The 18,650-nt window shown below is 65.2% G+C and carries 22 protein-coding genes and 2 riboswitches; of the genes, 12 read left to right on the forward strand and 10 right to left on the reverse strand.

Translation table 11 applies throughout. The annotated features are described in order from the left end of the window. The first annotated feature begins 300 nt into the window (after positions 1-300). Positions 301-498, forward strand: a complete 198-nt coding sequence (locus GTP90_RS27805; RefSeq protein ID WP_161086552.1) for a hypothetical protein — start codon at positions 301-303, stop codon at positions 496-498. A 49-nt stretch (positions 499-547) separates the two neighbouring features. Here GTP90_RS27805 and GTP90_RS27810 read toward each other — a convergent pair whose 3' ends face one another. Then, positions 548-1,108 (reverse strand): ATP-dependent Clp protease proteolytic subunit, encoded by a 561-nt coding sequence (locus tag GTP90_RS27810; protein ID WP_161086553.1) that lies wholly within the window; start codon positions 1,106-1,108, stop codon positions 548-550. A 131-nt stretch (positions 1,109-1,239) separates the two neighbouring features. Continuing rightward, positions 1,240-1,326, forward strand: a riboswitch (glycine riboswitch). Positions 1,327-1,355: 29 nt separating this feature from the next. Further along, positions 1,356-1,473, forward strand: a riboswitch (glycine riboswitch). Between the two features lie 79 nt (positions 1,474-1,552). On the opposite strand from GTP90_RS27810, the gene gcvT reads away from it, so the two are divergent. The 3 genes from gcvT (at position 1,553) to gcvP (ending at position 6,100) form a co-directional block, all read left to right on the forward strand. Next, positions 1,553-2,674 carry a glycine cleavage system aminomethyltransferase GcvT gene (gene gcvT / locus GTP90_RS27815; protein ID WP_161086554.1) on the forward strand — a complete coding sequence of 374 codons (1,122 nt, stop codon included), beginning with the start codon at positions 1,553-1,555 and terminating at the stop codon, positions 2,672-2,674. 49 nt (positions 2,675-2,723) lie between these two features. After that, positions 2,724-3,104, forward strand: a complete 381-nt coding sequence (gcvH, locus tag GTP90_RS27820) for a glycine cleavage system protein GcvH (RefSeq protein ID WP_117011360.1) — start codon at positions 2,724-2,726, stop codon at positions 3,102-3,104. 101 nt (positions 3,105-3,205) lie between these two features. Next, complete coding sequence (gene gcvP / locus GTP90_RS27825; protein ID WP_161086555.1) at positions 3,206-6,100, forward strand: aminomethyl-transferring glycine dehydrogenase; 2,895 nt, start codon at positions 3,206-3,208, stop codon at positions 6,098-6,100. Between the two features lie 84 nt (positions 6,101-6,184). Here the strand turns inward: gcvP and GTP90_RS27830 are convergent, their stop codons facing one another. Genes GTP90_RS27830 through GTP90_RS36685 form a run of 3 tightly spaced genes read right to left on the reverse strand, consistent with a single transcriptional unit; the run spans position 6,185 to position 7,481 of the window. Further along, positions 6,185-6,562 carry a hypothetical protein gene (locus tag GTP90_RS27830; protein ID WP_161086556.1) on the reverse strand — a complete coding sequence of 126 codons (378 nt, stop codon included), beginning with the start codon at positions 6,560-6,562 and terminating at the stop codon, positions 6,185-6,187. 27 nt (positions 6,563-6,589) lie between these two features. Continuing rightward, the gene (locus GTP90_RS27835; RefSeq protein WP_161086557.1) at positions 6,590-7,189 is read right to left on the reverse strand and encodes a putative adenosine monophosphate-protein transferase Fic; all 600 of its coding nucleotides are present in this window, start codon (positions 7,187-7,189) and stop codon (positions 6,590-6,592) included. Then, positions 7,179-7,481 carry a YhfG family protein gene (locus tag GTP90_RS36685; RefSeq protein WP_217432039.1) on the reverse strand — a complete coding sequence of 101 codons (303 nt, stop codon included), beginning with the start codon at positions 7,479-7,481 and terminating at the stop codon, positions 7,179-7,181. Before GTP90_RS36685 ends, GTP90_RS27835 begins: the two co-directional genes overlap by 11 nt. 149 nt (positions 7,482-7,630) lie before the next feature. Between GTP90_RS36685 and GTP90_RS27845 the strand changes: the two genes are divergently transcribed. The 3 genes from GTP90_RS27845 (at position 7,631) to GTP90_RS27855 (ending at position 8,644) form a co-directional block, all read left to right on the forward strand. After that, the gene (locus GTP90_RS27845) at positions 7,631-7,918 is read left to right on the forward strand and encodes an ArsR/SmtB family transcription factor (protein ID WP_254452083.1); all 288 of its coding nucleotides are present in this window, start codon (positions 7,631-7,633) and stop codon (positions 7,916-7,918) included. 8 nt (positions 7,919-7,926) lie between these two features. Further along, positions 7,927-8,184 carry a hypothetical protein gene (locus GTP90_RS27850; protein WP_161086559.1) on the forward strand — a complete coding sequence of 86 codons (258 nt, stop codon included), beginning with the start codon at positions 7,927-7,929 and terminating at the stop codon, positions 8,182-8,184. Between the two features lie 70 nt (positions 8,185-8,254). Further along, positions 8,255-8,644, forward strand: coding sequence for a hypothetical protein (locus GTP90_RS27855; RefSeq protein ID WP_371875138.1), 390 nt, complete (start codon positions 8,255-8,257; stop codon positions 8,642-8,644). 5 nt (positions 8,645-8,649) lie between these two features. Here GTP90_RS27855 and GTP90_RS27860 read toward each other — a convergent pair whose 3' ends face one another. After that, positions 8,650-10,281, reverse strand: coding sequence for a methyl-accepting chemotaxis protein (locus GTP90_RS27860; RefSeq protein WP_161086561.1), 1,632 nt, complete (start codon positions 10,279-10,281; stop codon positions 8,650-8,652). A gap of 9 nt (positions 10,282-10,290) precedes the next feature. Beyond that, positions 10,291-10,728 carry a cache domain-containing protein gene (locus tag GTP90_RS27865; RefSeq protein ID WP_161086562.1) on the reverse strand — a complete coding sequence of 146 codons (438 nt, stop codon included), beginning with the start codon at positions 10,726-10,728 and terminating at the stop codon, positions 10,291-10,293. 88 nt (positions 10,729-10,816) lie between these two features. Between GTP90_RS27865 and GTP90_RS27870 the strand changes: the two genes are divergently transcribed. Both GTP90_RS27870 and GTP90_RS27875 read left to right on the forward strand, forming a co-directional pair. Beyond that, the gene (locus GTP90_RS27870) at positions 10,817-11,146 is read left to right on the forward strand and encodes a hypothetical protein (RefSeq protein WP_161086563.1); all 330 of its coding nucleotides are present in this window, start codon (positions 10,817-10,819) and stop codon (positions 11,144-11,146) included. A 52-nt stretch (positions 11,147-11,198) separates the two neighbouring features. Then, positions 11,199-11,609: a cupin domain-containing protein gene (locus tag GTP90_RS27875; protein ID WP_161086564.1), complete on the forward strand. Its 411-nt coding sequence runs from the start codon at positions 11,199-11,201 to the stop codon at positions 11,607-11,609. A gap of 6 nt (positions 11,610-11,615) precedes the next feature. Here GTP90_RS27875 and GTP90_RS27880 read toward each other — a convergent pair whose 3' ends face one another. The 3 genes from GTP90_RS27880 to GTP90_RS27890 are packed head-to-tail and all read right to left on the reverse strand — an operon-like array spanning position 11,616 to position 14,307. Next, complete coding sequence (locus tag GTP90_RS27880) at positions 11,616-13,040, reverse strand: hypothetical protein (RefSeq protein WP_161086565.1); 1,425 nt, start codon at positions 13,038-13,040, stop codon at positions 11,616-11,618. After that, complete coding sequence (locus GTP90_RS27885; protein WP_161086566.1) at positions 13,037-13,912, reverse strand: ABC transporter ATP-binding protein; 876 nt, start codon at positions 13,910-13,912, stop codon at positions 13,037-13,039. The genes GTP90_RS27880 and GTP90_RS27885 overlap by 4 nt, the downstream gene beginning before the upstream one ends. Further along, complete coding sequence (locus tag GTP90_RS27890; RefSeq protein ID WP_161086567.1) at positions 13,909-14,307, reverse strand: GntR family transcriptional regulator; 399 nt, start codon at positions 14,305-14,307, stop codon at positions 13,909-13,911. The genes GTP90_RS27885 and GTP90_RS27890 overlap by 4 nt, the downstream gene beginning before the upstream one ends. A 126-nt stretch (positions 14,308-14,433) precedes the next feature. Between GTP90_RS27890 and xth the strand changes: the two genes are divergently transcribed. The 3 genes from xth to GTP90_RS27905 are packed head-to-tail and all read left to right on the forward strand — an operon-like array spanning position 14,434 to position 16,972. Then, complete coding sequence (gene xth / locus GTP90_RS27895; protein ID WP_161086579.1) at positions 14,434-15,219, forward strand: exodeoxyribonuclease III; 786 nt, start codon at positions 14,434-14,436, stop codon at positions 15,217-15,219. After that, entirely contained in the window at positions 15,216-15,983 is a 768-nt protein-coding gene (locus tag GTP90_RS27900; protein WP_161086568.1) for a histidine phosphatase family protein, read from the forward strand. The genes xth and GTP90_RS27900 overlap by 4 nt, the downstream gene beginning before the upstream one ends. Further along, on the forward strand, positions 15,980-16,972 hold the full coding sequence (locus tag GTP90_RS27905) for an NAD(P)H-hydrate dehydratase (RefSeq protein WP_161086569.1): 993 nt from the start codon (positions 15,980-15,982) through the stop codon (positions 16,970-16,972). Before GTP90_RS27900 ends, GTP90_RS27905 begins: the two co-directional genes overlap by 4 nt. 6 nt (positions 16,973-16,978) lie before the next feature. Here GTP90_RS27905 and GTP90_RS27910 read toward each other — a convergent pair whose 3' ends face one another. Further along, entirely contained in the window at positions 16,979-18,646 is a 1,668-nt protein-coding gene (locus tag GTP90_RS27910) for a peptide chain release factor 3 (protein ID WP_161086570.1), read from the reverse strand. Positions 18,647-18,650 lie beyond the last annotated feature (4 nt).

Below are 18,650 nucleotides of genomic sequence, written 5' to 3' on the forward strand. Positions count from 1 at the left end.
GCCGCTCCGCCAAGCCCACAGCGCCGGCTACGCGGCCAGCGCGGACGCCGCCGCCCAGCCCGCCTCGGCGCAAGTCCGCGCCCCCGCCGCGTGCCGCATCAGGCGGACACAGCAGCAAGGAAGTCGAGTGGGAAGAATTTTAGGAGGGCGGCAAGGCATGCTCCTACATGCCACCAAGAGGAATTCCGATAGCGATCAGTAGATCGAGCCCGCATCATTGCGATACCAAAAACACGTCGGCATGCAAGCTCCGGCGTGGTTCTGGCGAGTACGCTCTTTCACTTTTACAAAGGAATTGACATGAACTCGAATCAAAAAGGCAGTAGCAGCAAGCAGGGCTCGACCTCCGGAAGCAGCAAGCAGTCGGGCGACCAGGGTTCGTCCAGCGGTTCGCGTGGCAGCGGCACCCAGGGCGGCACCCATGAGCAGCACGTGGAGGCCGGCCGTCAAAGCCACAAGAACGACGCCAACAAGCAGTCCGGCAAGAAAGACCGTTAAGTAGGCCAGCGCGGTCGATGCGGCGCCGCGCAAGGCGCCGCATACCTCATCAGATGTTCGCCACCCGCTGTCCGCGCGGCGGCACGAAATCCTTCACCGCATTGATCATCCCCACTTTCAAGCCTTCGGTCGCCGTCAGGTGCAGGTCCGAATACTCGTGCGTGCGCCAGTGCTCTTCCGTCAGCTGGACATGGTCGCGCAGGATCTGCTCGGTGCGCGCATCGTCGGCCTGCAGGCCCTCGACGATGATGCGCAGCGCGTCCGGCCGGGCGCCGTGCGGTGCGCTGGCGTGCGACTTGTGCACCATGAAGCGCGCCGTCTCGCTGGCGTAGCGCTCGGAGCCGGCCAGGAACAGGATCACCGCGATCGACGCCACCGCGCCGGCGTTGTAGGTGACGATCTTGATCGGCAGCTTGCTCAGGTAGTTGTACAGGCAGATGCCGTCGCTGACGTAGCCGCCGTTGGACTGGATCAGGATGTGGGCGGTGGTGATGCGGTCTTCCGTCATGTCGGCAACGGCGTCGAAGACGCGGCGCACCATGTCGCTATTGACGTCGCCGGACAGGGTGAACCACGCGTGGCCCTCGTAAGTAGTGGAATCTTGGCTCATGGCTGGGCTCTTGAATAAGTGTGATCTATTCTAGCAAATAGTTGTTTTTCAGGCTTCATTATGGCATTTCATTCGTGCGCGCGGAAAACAGGCTTCAGATTGACAACACGATACTTCTGACATATATTCCCGAGTCTTGATCGGGAGAGGGCAAACCAGCGTTGCCGCCGAAGGGGCACTACCCAAAAACTCTCAGGCAAAAGGACCGATCAAGGGACCAGCGCGACCGTATCGACGGGACGCCAACTGGACCAACTCTGGAGAGCGGCCGCGGCGCAAGCCGGCGGCCCACCGAAGGGGCGCACGGGAATCAGGAGTCACCCTCCTCCCGTAATCTCTCAGGTACCAAGGACAGAGGGGTCTGCGATCATTGTGGAATCAGCTTCTTTTTTGGCGTTTCCTTGTATGTTCTGTTAACCCCTATTCGATTTGGACCGAGGACTTATGACGCTCAAAGCCACCCCACTCAACAATGCCCACCGCGCCGCCGGCGCCAAGATGGTCGACTTCGGCGGCTGGGACATGCCGGTCAACTACGGCTCCCAGATCGAAGAGCACAACGCCGTGCGCACCGATGTCGGCATGTTCGACGTGGCCCACATGTGCGTGGTCGACATCAAGGGCGACAATGTGCGCGCCTTCCTGCGCGGCCTGCTGGCCAACAACGTCGACAAGCTGCAGGTGTCGGGCAAGGCGCTGTACTCGTGCATGCTGAACCCGCAGGGCTTCGTCATCGACGACCTGATCGTCTACTTCATCAACGAAAGCTGGTTCCGCCTGGTGGTCAACGCCGGCACCGCTGAAAAAGACGTGGCCTGGATGCAGCAGCAAAACACCGCCACCAACAGCGGCCTGACCATCACCCAGCGCCGCGATGGCGCCAACGCGATGGCGCTGATCGCCGTGCAGGGCCCGAACGCCCGCGCCAAGGTGTGGCAAGTCATCCCCGAATCGAAGGAAGGCACGGCCGACATGAAGCCGTTCAACGTCGCCTTCGCCCAGAGCGCGGCCTTTGGCGAGGCGATGATCGCGCGCACCGGCTACACCGGCGAAGACGGCTTTGAAATCGGCGTCGCCGCCGAGCAGGCAGAAAACCTGTGGAACGCGCTGGCCGCCGCGGGCGTCAAGCCGGCCGGCCTGGGCGCGCGCGACACGCTGCGCCTGGAAGCCGGCATGAACCTGTACGGCCAGGACATGGACGAAACCGTCAACCCGCTGGACGCCGGCCTGGCATGGACCATCGACCTGGTCTCCGAGCGCGACTTCATCGGCAAGGCGGCCCTGCAGGCGATGGGCCAGAACGCCCAGTTCGTCGGCCTGATCCTGCGCGAAAAAGGCGGCGTGCTGCGCGCCCACCAGAAGGTGATCGTGGCCGGCACCGACGCCACCGGCGAGATCACCAGCGGCACCTTCAGCCCGACCATGCAGCAGGCGATCGCGCTGGCGCGCGTGCCCAACGGCGTGGCCGTCGGCGACACCGTGCACGTCGAGATCCGCGACAAGAAACTGGCCGCGTCGGTGGTCAAGCTGCCGTTCGTGCGCAACGGTAAAATCCTCGCTGTTTGAATTAATCGTACCAAGTTATTACCCTGACACCCACCCTCTGGAGCTTTACATGAACATCCCTGCAGACCTGAAGTACACCGAATCCCACGAATGGGTACGCGCTGAAGCTGACGGCACCGTCACCGTCGGCATCACCGAGTTCGCGCAGGACGCGCTGGGCGATATCGTCTTCGTCGAACTGCCGAAAGTCGGCGCGACCTACGGCGCCGGCGACGACGCCGCCGTGGTGGAATCGGTCAAGGCAGCCAGCGACATCTACGCCCCAGTGGCCGGCGAAGTCATCGCCGTCAACGACGACGTGGTCAACGCGCCAGAGTCGATCAACAGCGACGCCTACGCCGCCTGGCTGTTCAAGATCAAGCCGGCCGACGCCGCAGCGATCAACGGCCTGCTGGACGCCGCCGCTTACGGCAAGACCACCGAAGCGTAATTCCGCCAGAGGGCCAGCAGCACGCTGGCCCTTCGCGTTTTTACCCATCTTAGCCCGCGCGCCGCGCCGGCAATCCGCATCCTTATTGGCCCTGACAAATCATGACCCGCACCAGCCTGACCCAACTCGAAGCCCGCGATGCCTTCATCGCCCGCCACATCGGCCCTGACGCCGCAGAACAGGAAGCCATGCTGTCGGTACTCGGCTACGCCTCGCGCGCAGCCCTGATCGACGCCCTGGTCCCCGCCAACATCCGCAACAAAGGCGCCCTGCCGCTGGGCGCGTACGCGCAGCCGATGCCGGAGCAGGAAGCGCTGTCCAAGCTGAAGAAGATCGCCTCCAAGAACAAGGTGCTCAAGTCGCTGATCGGCCAGGGCTACTACAACACCGTCACGCCTGGCGTGGTACTGCGTAACATCTTCGAAAACCCGGCCTGGTACACCGCCTACACCCCGTACCAGCCGGAGATCTCGCAAGGCCGCCTGGAAGCGATCCTGAACTTCCAGCAGACCATCACCGACCTGACCGGCATGGGCATCGCCAACGCGTCGATGCTGGACGAAGGCACGGCCGCCGCTGAAGCGATGACGCTGATCCAGCGCGTGGGCAAGTCGAAATCGACCGTGTTCTACGTCGCCGAAGACGTGCTGCCGCAAACCCGCGAAGTGGTCGAGACCCGCGCCAAGCCGCTGGGCATCGAAGTGAAGACCTTCCACCCGGCCGAACTGTCGGCAGTGGGCGATTGCTTCGGCGTGCTGCTGCAGTACCCAGGCGTGAACGGCGCGGTGCGCGATTACAAGGCCGACGTGGAAACGGTCAAGGCCAAGGGCGCGATGGTGGTGGTCGCCGCCGACCTGCTGGCGCTGACCATGCTCACGCCTCCGGGCGAATGGGGCGCGGACGTGGTGGTCGGTAACAGCCAGCGCTTCGGCGTGCCGCTGGGGTTCGGCGGCCCGCACGCGGGCTACCTGTCGACCCGCGACGAATTCAAGCGCAGCATGTCGGGCCGCCTGGTCGGCGTCACCATCGACGCCCAGGGCAACAAGGCTTACCGCCTGGCGCTGCAAACCCGCGAGCAGCACATCCGCCGCGAAAAAGCCACCTCCAACATCTGCACCGCGCAGGTGCTGCTGGCGGTGATGGCGTCGATGTACGCCGTCTACCACGGCCCGAAAGGCCTGCAGCAGATCGCCCAGCGCGTGCACCGCTACACCGGCGTGCTGGCCGCTAACCTGAAGACGCTGGGTTACACCGTCACCAACGACACCTTCTTCGATACGCTGACCGTCGCCGTCAAGAGCGCCGAGCAGCTGCACGCGTCGGCCCACTCGCACGGCGTGAACCTGCGCATGATCGACGCCACCCACGTCGGCGTGTCGCTGGACGAAACCACCAGCCGCGAAGACATCGCGCTGCTGTGGACCGTGTTCGCCCACCCTGTCGGCGGCCCGGCCCACGGCCCGGACTTCGACACCGTGGAAGCCGCCGTTGCACAGGCATTCCCGGCATCGCTGTCGCGCACCAGCGACTACCTGACCCACCCGGTCTTCAACCGCTACCACTCCGAAACCGAAATGCTGCGCTACCTGCGCAGCCTGGCCGACAAGGACCTGGCGCTGGACCGCACCATGATCCCGCTGGGTTCGTGCACCATGAAGCTGAACGCGACGTCCGAGATGATCCCGGTCACCTGGCCCGAGTTCTCGAACATCCACCCGTTCGCGCCGGACGCGCAGACGGTCGGCTACCGCGAAATGATCTCGCAGCTGGAAGAGATGCTGTGCGCGCTGACCGGCTACGCCGCCGTCTCGCTGCAGCCCAACGCCGGTTCGCAGGGCGAATACGCCGGTCTGCTGGTGATCCAGGCTTACCACCAGTCGCGTGGCGAAGGCCATCGCAACATCTGCCTGATTCCATCGTCGGCGCACGGCACCAACCCGGCGTCGGCCAACATGGTCGGCATGCAGGTGGTGGTCACCGCCTGCGACACCAGCGGCAACGTCGACCTGGCCGATTTGAAGGCCAAGGCTGAACTGCACTCCAAGAACCTGGCCTGCGTGATGGTGACCTACCCATCAACCCACGGCGTGTTCGAGGAAGGCATCCAGGAACTGTGCGAGATCGTTCATGGCCACGGCGGCCAGGTCTACATCGACGGCGCCAACATGAACGCGCTGGTCGGCGTGGCGGCTCCCGGCTCGTTCGGCGGCGACGTCTCGCACCTGAACCTGCACAAGACCTTCTGCATTCCCCACGGTGGTGGCGGCCCAGGCGTCGGTCCTATCGGCGTCGGCGCGCACCTGGCCAAGTTCCTGCCTAACCAGCGTTCGAACGGCTACATCCGCGACAACGCCGGCATCGGCTCGGTCAGCGCCGCGCCATTCGGTTCGGCCAGCATCCTGCCGATTTCGTGGATGTACATCGCGATGATGGGCGCGGAAGGCCTGACCGCCGCCACCGAGACCGCGATCCTGAACGCCAACTACATCGCGCGCCGTTTGTCGCCGCACTTCCCTGTGCTGTACTCGGGCCACGACGGCCTGGTGGCGCACGAATGCATCATCGACCTGCGTCCGCTGCAGGATGCCACCGGCATCAGCAACGAAGACGTGGCCAAGCGCCTGATGGACTTCGGCTTCCACGCGCCGACCATGAGCTTCCCGGTTCCGGGCACGCTGATGATCGAACCGACCGAGAGCGAATCGAAGGCCGAGATGGACCGCTTCATCGACGCGATGATCGCCATCCGCGGCGAGATCGCCAAGGTCGAAAGCGGCGAGTTCGACAAGCTGGACAACCCGCTCAAGTTCGCGCCGCACACCGCCGAGGTGCTGACCGCCGACAAGTGGGAGCGCAAGTACAGCCGCGAAGTGGCGGCCTACCCTGTGCCGTCGCTGCGCAAGCTGAAGTACTGGCCGCCGGTCGGCCGCGCCGACAACGTCTACGGCGACCGTAACCTGTTCTGCGGCTGCGCGCCGATGAGCGACTACGAGTAATTTAGGAGAAGCGCGGTTCGCCGCGCCAACCGCACAACGCAGGCGAGCCACCCGGCCCGGCCTGCGTTTTTTTATGCCTGCGTTTTATACCTGCGTGGAGCGCGCCAGCGCGATAACGCCGATGGTGAGCAAGACAATCCAGGACGGATGCCTGCCGCGCGTGAACACCAATGGCAGCACTCCAGCGGCGATCAGGGTCAAGCCCATGGCCTGCGCTGTGGAGGCGGCGCTCAGCCGCCCCTCGGCCAGCTGGAGCAACAGCGCGGCGAAGCCAAACAACGCCACCGTCACCTCATGCCAGACAAAGCGCAGCGTGCCGGTGGTGAACGCGGTGCCACCCAACAGCCGCGGCAGGTTATCGCGCCGGAACAGGCGGATCAGGATGTAGCGCTCCCCCAGAATGGAGTGCGCCAGGCCGACAACGACTGCCAGCAATGCGGAAAAATAGAGTAGCGTCGTCATGCCCTGTTCTTTATGGTTGATCCCGCACTACGGGATAATTTCAGTCACGGCCGCGTCGAACAAATCCTTGAGGTTATCAAGCCGCCCCCAGAACGCCTCAACATTGGCAGGAATCCATAATGATGGATCGATCGGCTGCCATCGAATTTCAAACCCAGCGTTAATTGCGATACTTTCGAACAAGAGCCTTTGCGCCCTGCCATTGCCTTCACGAAAAGGGTGAATGACATTGAGTTCGCAAAAATAGTGCGCCATCCTGGCGATAAAATTCGGCCGGACCAAACCTTTCAAGTAGCGTTCATTCTTTAACTGTTCAAAAAGCTTTTGAGCTTCCGGCTCAATGCGATCACAAGTGGCGAAACGAGTGCTACCCTTGCTTATATCGACAGCTCTTAACTCGCCAGCCCATTCGTAGAGGTCTTGAAAAAGATAGAAGTGGATATTTTTCAGCGTGGTTAACGAGACATCGCGAAACACCGGATAATCATATTGACTCAATCGGAGCCTGGTGAATTCCACCTCAGCTTGATTCAAAGACGCGCTATCGGTGATACCAAGTAAGTTAATTAGTACGTCGGAGCCGGGATAGCAATACCAATCCTGGCCCTCGCCGTATTTATCGGGCATATTTGCTCCGTAGCGCTTCGAGCGTTAGCGGGACCGCGTCCGAGCGCACGTCGAAGCCCTCAAGACGCAGGCTTGCCACATAATTTTCCTCTCGCAACTTGATGAAAACCTGCCGCTTCATTTCGTCCGTCAATTTTGTCGCTGCGTCTATGTCCAGGCGAAACTCCGCCGCCCTGTCAATTTCTTGCTGAAATGCCAAAGCCTTTTCGGTATGCCGCTGAGATTCAGAACCATTTGCGGCCTCCTGCTGCTTGCCACGCAACTTCTTCAACTTTCCCATCTTGGCGCTCATTTATTTTCTCCTGCTTCAGGCCATGAGGTAATTGTACGCCATTGATGCACCGGTTTTCGACATCCGTGCTTGACGCGGTTTCATATGTCAGATATTCTTTACACATGAAATCGAAAACGCCTACTCCTGGCGGGGATCAGTTGCTGAGCATGCTTGCGGCGCTGTCGAACCCGCACCGTTTGCGCATCATTGCGATGCTGCAGTCGGGTGGCCGCAACTATGTGAGCCAGCTGGCGCGCGAGCTGGGCATCAGTCGGCCCTTGCTGCACCTGCATTTGCAAAAGCTGGAGGATGCCGGCCTGGTCACCAGCCAGATGGAGCTGTCGCAGGACGGCAAGGCGCTGAACTATTTCGACGTCAGCAATTTCGACTTCGAACTGACACCGGCCTTGATCGCCGAGGCGGTCAAGTCGTTGTCCACCAACCCTGAACAATAGAGGCAATTATGGCTGAGCATGTATATCTTTTGACGATAGGCCTTCCGCTGCTGGCCATCGTGGTGATCGCGGCGATGCGGCATTTCTCCGCCATCCAGCAGGCCAAGCTGCGCTTCTCCCATGAGGAGGCGTATCGGGTGATCGCCGAGAAGGCCGTCGCCGCGCATACCGAGGCGGCCGCCGCGCTCACGTCCATGGACGCCTCGCTGGCGGACCTGAAGGCGCGCGTGTCGGCCATCGAGAAGATCTTGAAGGAAGTCGAGTAAGTCCCCTACCACCACCAGGAGCCGCAAAATGAACGAAGTTTCATTAGTACGTCTGTATATGCTGAGAGCCGTGTATTTGATTATCGCTGTGGGACTGGGCCTGGTGGTGTGGCCTGGCGTGCTCCATCACGACAAGCCGTGGAGCCTGATGGGCGGCGTGGTCAATTGCATGCTGGCGGCGTTCGGCCTGTTGTGCGCGGTGGGCGTGCGCTATCCCCTGCAGATGCTGCCGGTGCTGCTGTGGGAGCTGACGTGGAAAATCATCTGGACGCTGGTGGTTGTCCTGCCGGCGTGGCGTTCGGGCACGTTGGACGCCGATACCATGGAAATCTTCGCGCAGTGCGTGGTGGTGGTGATCATCCCTATCGCCATGCCCTGGGGTTACGTCTTCAGGAAGTACCTGCAACAATCAGGCGACCGCTGGTCCCGCGCCGCTCCGGCCAGCCGCCAGGGCGCCTGATCCACTCAGTTGCGTACCGACGCCAGGCGCAGGCGGACCACGCGCGGCGAGCCGGCGGGGAGCCTGGATGGCGGCGGTTCCATCCCCTCGTCCAGTTTGAACATCGCCACCGCCTCCGACAAATTGACCGCCTGCCGCTGCAAGCTCGATGCAGCGCTGGCGGCTTGCTCGACCAGCGCCAGCTTCTGCTGCGTCACCTGATCCATCTCGACGATGGCCTGGTGCATGCCCTGCAGCCCCTGCGCCTGCACCGCGCTGGCGGCGCTGACCTGGTCGATGATATCCCCCACCTGCTGCACCGACGCCACAATCTCCGCCATGCTGGTGCCGGCCTCCTCCACCGAGCGGCTGCCGCCCTCGATCTCGGCCACCGACTCGGCGATCAGCTGCTTGATCTCGTGCGCCGCCGTGGCCGAGCGCTCCGCCAGCGTGCGCACCTCGCCCGCCACCACCGCGAAGCCCTCGCCATGCGCGCCCGCCCGCGCCGCCTCCACCGCCGCGTTCAAGGCCAGCAGATTGGTCTGGAAGGCGATGCCGTCGATGACGCTGACGATCTCCACCACCTTGCGCGAGCTGCCACGGATCGCCGCCATCGTCACCACCAGCCGCTGCACCACGCTGCCGCCGCGCACCGCAAAGTTGGTGGCGCAGCGCGCCAGGTGATTGGCCAGCTGCGCGTTGTTGGCGGTCTGCGTGACGGTGTCGCTGAGCTCCTTCATCGAGCTGCTGGCCTCTTCCAGCGTGGAGGCCTGCGCCTCGGTGCGCTGCGTCAGGTCGACATTGCCCTTGGCGATCTCGCGCGAGGCCGTGTCGATCGACTGCGCCGACGCCAGGATGGTCTTCAAGGTGGTGTTCAGGTTGCGGATGCTGGTGTCCAGCGCGCGCGAGGTCTCGGCGATTTCGTCCTTGCCGTAGACCCGGTTCTTCACCGTCAGGTTGCCCTCGGCCAGGTCGACCGCGGCTGCGCCGATTTCGCTCACGTCCTTCAGCATGGCCCGCCGCACGGCCATCGTCACCAGCAGCGACAGCGCGATCGACAGCACCACCAGCACCGGCATCAAGATCGCCAAGGTCCTGAACTCGCCCTCGGCGTCATTGTAGGCGCGCGTGCTGAGCGCCGCCTCCAGCCGCGACAACTCATCAAGCCGGCGCGCCACCACGTCGAACGCCCGCTCGGCCGTCGACATGGCGTTGGCCGCCATCGACTGGTCGACCATGCTCAATTCGACGACATCGCCGATGGCCTTGACGTACAACGCGTGCGCCGCCTGCGACTGGACGACGAAGCGGCGTTCGGCGGGATTGGCCTGGGTCGCCATTTCCAGCTGCACGTACTGGCGGTCCAGCGCGGCGTGGCGGGCGTGGATGTCGCGCACCAGCGCGTCGATGCGCGCCGGCGAGAAGCTGGCGTTGATCCAGGTGAGCAGCTGGTAGATCTCGGCATGGGCGCGGTTGGCGCCGGCCACCAGGTCGGCCGCCGCCTTGAGCCGCACGGCGCGCTGCTGCACCATGTCCTCCAGCCGATGGTTCTGCCGCACCAGCCCGGCGAAGGCGCCGACCGACAGCACGATCAGCAGGATCAGCACCACGCCCGGCGCCAGCAGCAGCTTGGGCCCTATTCGCAGTTTGCTGAGCATGTCCACGGCTCAGTGTTTATAGATGCCGGCTTCCAGCGTCACATCCTCCACCCGCAGCACGTAGGTGCTCTTGGCCTCCACCTTGCCGGTCTGCGGATTGCGGAACTTGTAGTCGACCCAGCCCGAGCCCTTGCCCTTGGCCAGCGCCAGCATCTCCTGGCGGAAGGGCTTGCCGTCGGCGTCAGGCACATCCAGCAGGTTCTTGCCGATCAGCGCGTTGGTCGGGTGGGCGACGGTGATGCCGTTCAGGTCGCGCATGGCCAGGTACAAGGTGCCCTGGTTGAATTCCGGGTCCTTGCGGTTGATGCGGGCGATCATCTCGGCCTTGCCGTGCGCGCGCACGAACTGCGCGCCCTTCTCGGCCAGGGCGATCGCGTCTTTCTCGTTGGGGGCGGCGTGCACGCACACGGAGCACAGCAACAGGACGATACCGAATATAGCGCGCATGATTCTCTCCCGCATGTAAGATGTCGTACTCTAAGCCGCTTGCTGCGGCGCAATTTTGCGTTTGGTCAAAGTACTCCTCGGGAGCAACATGAAAGCATCGATCAAGGCCGCGCTGGTTTCGGCGTTGGTATTTCCCGGCCTCGGCCACCTGGTGCTGCGGCGCGGCGCGCGCGGGTTGCTGTTCCTCGTGCCGACACTGCTGGCGGGCGGCTACCTGCTGCGCGCCACGCTGGCCCTGGCCGGCACGCTGATGGATGAAGTCAACAGCGGCAGGCTGCCGCCCGATCCGTTCCTGGTGCTGGAGCGTGTGCACAGTTCGGGCATCGACAACCCGGTCACCAACGGCGCGGCGCTGGTCTGCATCGTCTGTTGGATAGCTTCGGTGGCCGACGCGCTGTGGCTGGGGCGCCACCGCTAACACCACGCGGCGGCGTACAATCGGGCGCTCCACCCACCTGAAAGGATGCGCCATGCCATTCGCCATGCCTGCCCGTCATCTCCTGCCCGCCGTCGCGGCCCTGCTGCTTGCCGTATCGGCCGGCGCGGTCCACGCCCAGGCCTCCGCGATCCACCGCACCGTGGTCACCAAGGCCGACGTTTCGGTGCCGGGCCGCGAGGCGGTGGTCGCCAGGGTCGAGGTGGATGTGGGCGGCGTCGCCGGCCGGCATTCGCATCCGGGCGACGAGATCAGCTACGTGCTGGAGGGAGAAGGCGAGTTGCGCATCGATGGCGAGGACCCGCGCCGCGTCAAGGCCGGCGAGGCCTTTGTGATACCGGCCGGTGTCGTCCACGACGCGCTCAACGTCGGCAAGGTGCCGCTCAAGCTGGTCGGCGTGTACGTGGTCGACAAGGGCAAGCCACTGGCCACGCCGGGCAAATAACGGCGTTTATTCCAGCAGGCGGCCGGCGGGCAGCACGGCGGGCAGCGCCATAAAGCGCCGCCACCGCCAGCGCAGCGCCAGCAGCGAAGCCAGCACGATCGCCGCGCAGACCCAGAACACGGGGAAAGCCGGCCAGGTGCGCTCGACGCCCAGCATCATCAGGTAAGAAAAGATGGTCAGAAAGGTCGCGATCAATATGGCGGTCGGGTTGGCCGACGCCGGCATCTTCGCGTAATCGCGCAGCAGCGTGCAGGCGAGCGGCAGCATCAGCGCCGACAGCACACAGGTCGAGGCGTACAGGTGCGGTGCGCCGTGCATCACCATGTCGATGGTGGCCGCGCACGCCACCGTCACCAGCCACACGCGCAGGAACCGCTTCAACAGCGCCGCGCCCAGCACGCGATTGAGCTGCGCCGCCGGAGCGCCTGGCGTCAGCAGGTACAAAGCCTGCTCGGCGCCGTGGCGCACGACACTCTTCTGCAACTCGGCCGCGTAGATCGCCACGCTTACAAGGACGCTGGCCTGCAGCAGCGAGGAGCGCGCCATCTGCCGCAGCAGCTCGCTATCGCCGAATCCGCGCAGCACCACCACCGCCAGCAGAATCAGCAGCGCACCGGCATGGTAGCCGCCTTCATGCGCGGCCGGGCCGAAGGTGTGCGGCAGCATGCGGCCCGGCGCGGCGCCGCCACGGCTGTCGCGCCGCAAGCTGGCGCGGTAGCCGATCCGCAGGCGCATGGTCCAGCGGCTCCAGTTGGCGGCATCGCCGGGCTTGGGCGCGTCGCCCTGCGCCCTGCGCAGTGTCGCCATGCGGCGCGCATGCCAGCTCCAGTGGCTGTCGCCGCCGCGCGGGAACGCCGCCCGCATGCCGAAGCCGCCCAGCACCGATGCGGCGATCAGGCCGATGCCGGTCAATGCCGGCTCGCCCATCCAGCCTATCGCATCCCACAAGGCGTGCAAGGGTGCGTTGAGTACCGACACCGCCCCAATGATCAGCAACGACGGCAGAAAGACCAGCACCGCGTAGCGCTGCGCGTACAGGATGAAGCTGTAGAACACGCCGGCACCAACCAGCGCATAGCCGAAGTGCCCGAACACGGCGCCGAACATCGCCGCGATCAGCACAGTCATCGCCCCGTACAGCACCAAGGTCAGCACGATCAGCCGGTGGCGCAGCTTCGGTACCAGGCAGGCGTTGGCCGGTTGGTTCTGCTGCACCGCGCTCCTCAGCAAGGCGCCGCCCCAGGACAGCACCAGGAACGACAACGTACCGACCAGCATGCCCCGCCCCAGTTGCGGGCGATCGACGTGGTTCCCGAACACCAGCGCCGCCACGCCCACCAGCAGAACCAGCCCGCTGATGCGCACCAGCGCGCGGGTGGCGCAGCGGTCGCGCACCACTTGCAGCAGCAATTGCGAGTAGGCCGCGTTCATTTGGTCACCTCGACGAACAGGTCTTCCAGGCTGAGGTTTTCCACCCGCAGATCCGGGCCGGCGCGCAGGTCGGCCGCCTCCTGGCCGTTCAGCCGCGCCACGATGCTGACGCCGCCGCTGCGGTCCTGCTGGCGGCGGATCTCGTCGCGCAGGTTCAGGCGCGCCAGCGCCGCCGCCGAGCCGGTGATGCGGTGCGCGCTTTCCAGCAGCTCGTCCAGCGGCGCCTGCAGCGTGATCTTGCCGCCCTGGAGGAAGGCCACGTCCAGCGCCACCCGCTCCAGGTCCGACAGGATGTGGGTCGAGAAGATCACCGTGGTGTCGCGCTCGATCACGCCGTCCACCAGCTCATGCAGGAAGTCGCGGCGGCCGACCGGGTCGAGGCTGGCCACCGGTTCGTCCAGCACCAGCAATTTCGGGTCGTGCGCCAGCGCGCGGATGATCGACAGGCGCTGCTTCTCGCCGCCGGACAGGCGGCCGATCTGCTTGCCGCGCGCGTCGCCGGCGAAGCCCCAGCGCTCCAGCAGGCTGTCCACCTTGGCAGCGTTCCAGCGCGGGTACAGCGCCTTGAAGTAGTCCAGCATCTGCACCGGCGTGAGCCACTCGAACAGGTCCGACTTCTGCGGCACGTAGCCGATCCAGGCGCGCACCTCGTCGCCCAGCTGCGCGGACGGCTGGCCGAACAGCGTGCAGCCGCCGGCATCGGCTTCGCGCAAGCCAAGCAGGCATTCAAGCAGCGTCGATTTGCCGGCGCCGTTGCGGCCCAGCAGGCCGACCACCTGGCCGGGCGCGATGTCCCAGTTCACGCCCTGCAGCACCTGTTGGCCGCCGAACGATTTATGCAGGTTGGCGACATTGACGACGGATGGTTTCATGGTTCTTCCTTGAGGATTTTATTGAACAGGGCAAGTACGGCATCGGGATCGAGTTCCAGCTGGCGCGCTTCCTCGGCGGCCCGCTCCAGCGTGGGCCGCAGCAGGGCCTCGCGTTCACGGATGTTGTGCGCGTGGGCCTTGCGCTCGGCCACCAGCATGCCGATACCGCGGCTGCGCGTGAGCAGGCCCTCGGTCTCCATCATGTTGTAGGCCTTGGAGACGGTCATCGGGTTGACGGCCAGCGCCAGCGCGACATCGCGCACGGACGGCAGCACGTCACCCGGCGCCAGCACGCGGGCGGCCAGCAGTCGGCGGGTCTGCTCGATCAGCTGCCGGTAGATCGGCTCGGACGAACCGGTCGCGATCGAGAACAGGGAGGCTGTATGGGAGGTCATCTTTTGTATCGGTGTATTAGTTGACTAATACATTAATCCTGAAAAAGCGGCTTGTCAAACAAAATCGCGCTGGGTTATGTGCGCAGCCGCACGGTAGGCGCCGGCGCGGCTGCGCATACTGGCGGCATGCGCATCGCCACCTTCAACGTCAACGGCATCACCAGCCGCCTGCCCGCCCTGCTGCGATGGCTGGACGAGACCCGGCCGGACGTCGTTTGCCTGCAGGAGCTGAAGGCGCCGCAGGAGAAATTCCCCGAACCGGCCATCAACGCGGCGGGCTACCAGGCGATCTGGCACGGACAGAAAAGCTGGAACGGCGTCGCCATCCTGGCGCGCGGACAGCTGCCGATCGAAACGGGACGCGGCCTGCCCGGGGATCCGGAAGACGAACAAAGCCGCTACATTGAGGCGATAGTGGATGGCGTGCTGGTGGCCGGCCTGTACCTACCAAACGGCAATCCGGCGCCCGGCCCCAAGTTCGACTACAAATTGAAATGGTTCGAGCGGCTGATCGCCCACGCGGCGGAGCTGATCGACAGCGGCGCCGACACGGTGCTGGCGGGCGATTTCAACGTCATGCCGACCGAGCTCGATGTCTACAAGCCGGAGCGCTGGGTGGACGACGCGCTGTTCCGGCCCGAGGTGCGCGCCGCCTTCCACCGGCTGCTGGCGCAGGGCTGGTGCGACGCGCTGCGCACCATGCATCCGGACGAAACGATTTATACCTTTTGGGATTACTTCCGCAACGCCTACGGGCGCAATGCCGGCCTGCGGATCGACCACCTGCTGCTGAGTCCCGGCCTGGCGCCGGCGCTGAAGGCGGCCGAGGTGGACCGCGACGTGCGCGGCCGCGAAAAGCCCAGCGACCATGCGCCGGTGTGGATAGAACTGGACCTGGAGGGACGGCCATGACGGAACAGAAATGGCCGCAGCAACTGTGGCTGGCGCGGCACGGCCAAAGCGCCGGCAACGTGGCGCGCGACGCCGCCGAAGCCGCCTCGCAACTGCTGATCGATATCGCCGGACGCGATGTCGATGTGCCGCTGTCGCCGCTGGGCCAGCGCCAGGCGCGGGCGATGAGCGACTGGTTCGGCGCGCTGCCGGCCGAGTCCCGCCCCAGCGTCGTGCTGTTCTCGCCCTACGCCCGCGCGCGCGCCACCGCGCAGGCGGTGCTGGACGCGCTCGATCGCCGCGAACTGCTCGCCGTGGTGGCCGACGAACGCTTGCGCGAAAAGGAGTTCGGCATCCTGGACCGCCTGACGCCGCTGGGCATCCGCGACAAATATCCCGAACTGGCCGAGCAGCGCCAGCACGTGGGCAAGTTCTATTTCCGTCCGCCGGGCGGCGAAAGCTGGTGCGACGTCATCCTGCGCCTGCGCAGCACCCTCGACACCCTCACCCGCGAATACCGCGGCGAGCGGGTGCTGATCGTCGCGCACCAGGTCATCGTCAACTGTTTCCGCTACCTGCTGGAGCGGATGGACGAGGATGCGATCCTGGCCATCGACCGCGCCGGCGACGTGCCCAATTGCGGCATCACCGAATATCGCTTCGATCCGCAGGCGGGCAAGCACGGCAAGCTGGCGCTGGTGCAGGCCAACTTTGTCGCGCCGCTGGAGCAAACGGGCACGCCGGTCACCCATCAGCCGGACATGCCGGCCGCGCCGAAATCATGAACGGCCCACCGGATACCAGCGCGGAAGCCACCGACATCAACGCCGGCATGCTGCGCGACTGGCCGCTCCCCATGCCCGACGGCGACGCCGACAAGGAAGTGCGCGGCCACCTGCTGATCGTCGCCGGCTCGCGCGAGATGCCGGGTGCGGTGCTGCTGGCCGCCACCGCGGCGCTGCGCGCGGGCGCCGGCAAGCTGACCATCGCCACGGCGGCCAGCGCGGCGGTGGCGCTGGGTGTGGCGTTGCCCGAGGCGCGCGTGATCGGCCTCCAGGAGACGCCCGACGGCGGCCTGCGGATCGATGGCGACGGCCTGGTTGGCGCTGGCGGCGGCTTGCTCGATGATCGCGCCGGCCTGCTGGACGAAGGCGAAGGCTTGCTGCACGAGAGCGGCAGCGGCGCGGCTCTGCGGGAGGCCTGCCAGTGCGCCAGCGCGGTGCTGATCGGCCCCGGCATGCAGGACGATGCGGCCAGCGTGGCGCTGGTGGGCGCGCTGCTGCCGCATTGCGGGCACGCGCCGCTGATACTCGACGCGGCCGGCATGCGGATCGCGGCGGCCGACGGCCACCGCTTCGACAGCCCGGTGCTATTGACGCCGCACGCCGGCGAGCTGGCCGGCCTGACCGGAGCGGACAAGCAGGACATCGCCAGCCAACCGGAAGCAGCCGCGCGCCAGGCGGCGCAGCGCTGGCACGCCTGGGTGGCGCTGAAAGGCGCGACCACCGCCATCGCCACGCCACAGGGAGCGTTATGGCGCCACAAGGGCGGCAATACGGGCCTGGCGATCTCGGGATCGGGGGATGCGTTGGCGGGATTGATCGCGGGCTTGGCGGCGCGCGGCGCCGCGCTGGAGCAGGCGGCGTCGTGGGGCGTGGCCTTGCACGCGATGGCCGGGGAGCAGCTGTCGCTGCGCCACGGCCCGCTGGGCTACCTGGCGCGCGAGATCAGTGCCGAAGTGCCGGCCCTGCTGCGCGCCCTGGCCACGCATTAGCGATGCTTAAACCAGTTTGGCCGAGTGCTCGCGGGTGGCGTGGAACTGCAGTTTCGGCCAGCGTTCCTGCGTCAGGCGCAGGTTGACGCTGGACGTGGCCAGGTAGGCCAGGTTGCCGGCGGCGTCGTAGGCGACGTTGTGGCCCAGCGCGCCCTCGAAGTCCGACAGCGCTTTCTTGTCGTCGCTGGAGACCCAGCGCGCGCTGCTGATGCTGGTGCCTTCGAACACGGCGTCGACGCCGTACTCGTTCATCAAACGGCTGGCGACCACCTCGAACTGCAGCACACCGACCGCGCCCAATACCAGCTCGCCGCCCTGCACCGGCTTGAAGACCTGCACCGCGCCCTCCTCGCCCAGCTGCTGCAAGCCTTTGTGCAGCTGCTTGATCTTCAGCGGATTGCGGATGCGCACCGAGCGGAAGAAGTCCGGCGCGAAGTACGGAATGCCGGTGAAGGTCAGCATCTCGCCTTCGGAGAAGGAATCGCCGATCTGCATGTTGCCGTGGTTGGGCAGGCCGATGATGTCGCCGGCGTACGCCTCTTCCACCTGCTCGCGCGAGGACGCCATGAACGTCACCACCGACGACACCTTGATCTCGCGCCCCAGGCGCAGGTGCTTGACCTTCATGCCGCGCTCGAAACGGCCGGAGCACACGCGCAGGAAGGCGATGCGGTCGCGGTGCGCCGGGTCCATATTGGCCTGGATCTTGAACACGAAGCCGGTGAACGGCTCTTCCTTCGGATCGACCGAACGCACGGTGGCGTCGCGCTCGCGCGGGGCCGGAGCCCAGTCCACCAGCGCCGACAGGATCTCGCGTACGCCGAAGTTGTTGATCGCGGAGCCGAAGAACACCGGCGTCTGCACGCCGGCCAGGAACTGCTCCAGGTCGAACGGATGCGAGGCGCCGTGCACCAGCTCCACTTCCATCTTCAGCTGGTCCATCTCCAGCGGGAACATCTCCATCAGGCGTGGATTGTCGATGCCCTTGATGATCTCGAAGGCGCCGTCGGCCTTTTCCTCGCCGGCCTTGAACAGCATGATGGTGTCGTTGAGCAGGTGGTATACGCCGCGGAAGTTCTTGCCCATGCCGATAGGCCAGGTCACCGGCGCGCACTGGATCTTCAGCACCGATTCCAGCTCGTCGAGCAGCTCGAGCGGATCGCGGGTCTCGCGGTCCATCTTGTTCATGAAGGTGACGATCGGCGTGTTGCGCATGCGGCAGACGTCGAGCAGCTTGATGGTCTGCGCTTCCACACCCTTGGCGGCGTCGATCACCATCAGCGCCGAGTCGACCGCCGTCAGCACGCGGTAGGTGTCTTCCGAAAAGTCCTGGTGGCCGGGGGTGTCGAGCAGGTTGACCACGTGGTCGCGGAACTCGAACTGCATCACCGACGAGGCCACCGAAATGCCGCGCTGCTTCTCGATTTCCATCCAGTCGGAGGTGGCGTGGCGGCCGCTCTTGCGCGCCTTGACCGTGCCGGCCATCTGGATCGCGCCCGAGAACAGCAGCAGTTTTTCCGTCAGCGTGGTCTTGCCGGCGTCGGGGTGGGAAATGATGCCGAAGGTGCGGCGGCGCTGGACTTCGCGCGCAATCAGCGCTGGCGTGCGGGCGCTGGCCGTGGCCGGGGCGTCGTCGTTATTCTCGGGTGTTGCGTTTTCGATATCGTTGACCATTTGT

Origin of the sequence: Duganella vulcania (assembly GCF_009857655.1) — a bacterium.
Taxonomy (GTDB): domain Bacteria; phylum Pseudomonadota; class Gammaproteobacteria; order Burkholderiales; family Burkholderiaceae_D; genus Rugamonas; species Rugamonas vulcania.

Bases quoted from the DNA above. Each gene is read 5' to 3' on its own strand.
- GTP90_RS27805 (WP_161086552.1), top strand. From the start codon at position 301: ATGAACTCGAATCAAAAAGGCAGTAGCAGCAAGCAGGGCTCGACCTCC.
- GTP90_RS27810 (WP_161086553.1), bottom strand. From the start codon at position 1,108: ATGAGCCAAGATTCCACTACTTACGAGGGCCACGCGTGGTTCACCCTG.
- gcvT (WP_161086554.1), top strand. From the start codon at position 1,553: ATGACGCTCAAAGCCACCCCACTCAACAATGCCCACCGCGCCGCCGGC.
- gcvH (WP_117011360.1), top strand. From the start codon at position 2,724: ATGAACATCCCTGCAGACCTGAAGTACACCGAATCCCACGAATGGGTA.
- gcvP (WP_161086555.1), top strand. From the start codon at position 3,206: ATGACCCGCACCAGCCTGACCCAACTCGAAGCCCGCGATGCCTTCATC.
- GTP90_RS27830 (WP_161086556.1), bottom strand. From the start codon at position 6,562: ATGACGACGCTACTCTATTTTTCCGCATTGCTGGCAGTCGTTGTCGGC.
- GTP90_RS27835 (WP_161086557.1), bottom strand. From the start codon at position 7,189: ATGCCCGATAAATACGGCGAGGGCCAGGATTGGTATTGCTATCCCGGC.
- GTP90_RS36685 (WP_217432039.1), bottom strand. From the start codon at position 7,481: ATGAGCGCCAAGATGGGAAAGTTGAAGAAGTTGCGTGGCAAGCAGCAG.
- GTP90_RS27845 (WP_254452083.1), top strand. From the start codon at position 7,631: ATGCTTGCGGCGCTGTCGAACCCGCACCGTTTGCGCATCATTGCGATG.
- GTP90_RS27850 (WP_161086559.1), top strand. From the start codon at position 7,927: ATGGCTGAGCATGTATATCTTTTGACGATAGGCCTTCCGCTGCTGGCC.
- GTP90_RS27860 (WP_161086561.1), bottom strand. From the start codon at position 10,281: ATGCTCAGCAAACTGCGAATAGGGCCCAAGCTGCTGCTGGCGCCGGGC.
- GTP90_RS27865 (WP_161086562.1), bottom strand. From the start codon at position 10,728: ATGCGCGCTATATTCGGTATCGTCCTGTTGCTGTGCTCCGTGTGCGTG.
- GTP90_RS27870 (WP_161086563.1), top strand. From the start codon at position 10,817: ATGAAAGCATCGATCAAGGCCGCGCTGGTTTCGGCGTTGGTATTTCCC.
- GTP90_RS27875 (WP_161086564.1), top strand. From the start codon at position 11,199: ATGCCATTCGCCATGCCTGCCCGTCATCTCCTGCCCGCCGTCGCGGCC.
- GTP90_RS27880 (WP_161086565.1), bottom strand. From the start codon at position 13,040: ATGAACGCGGCCTACTCGCAATTGCTGCTGCAAGTGGTGCGCGACCGC.
- GTP90_RS27885 (WP_161086566.1), bottom strand. From the start codon at position 13,912: ATGAAACCATCCGTCGTCAATGTCGCCAACCTGCATAAATCGTTCGGC.
- GTP90_RS27890 (WP_161086567.1), bottom strand. From the start codon at position 14,307: ATGACCTCCCATACAGCCTCCCTGTTCTCGATCGCGACCGGTTCGTCC.
- xth (WP_161086579.1), top strand. From the start codon at position 14,434: ATGCGCATCGCCACCTTCAACGTCAACGGCATCACCAGCCGCCTGCCC.
- GTP90_RS27900 (WP_161086568.1), top strand. From the start codon at position 15,216: ATGACGGAACAGAAATGGCCGCAGCAACTGTGGCTGGCGCGGCACGGC.
- GTP90_RS27905 (WP_161086569.1), top strand. From the start codon at position 15,980: ATGAACGGCCCACCGGATACCAGCGCGGAAGCCACCGACATCAACGCC.
- GTP90_RS27910 (WP_161086570.1), bottom strand. From the start codon at position 18,646: ATGGTCAACGATATCGAAAACGCAACACCCGAGAATAACGACGACGCC.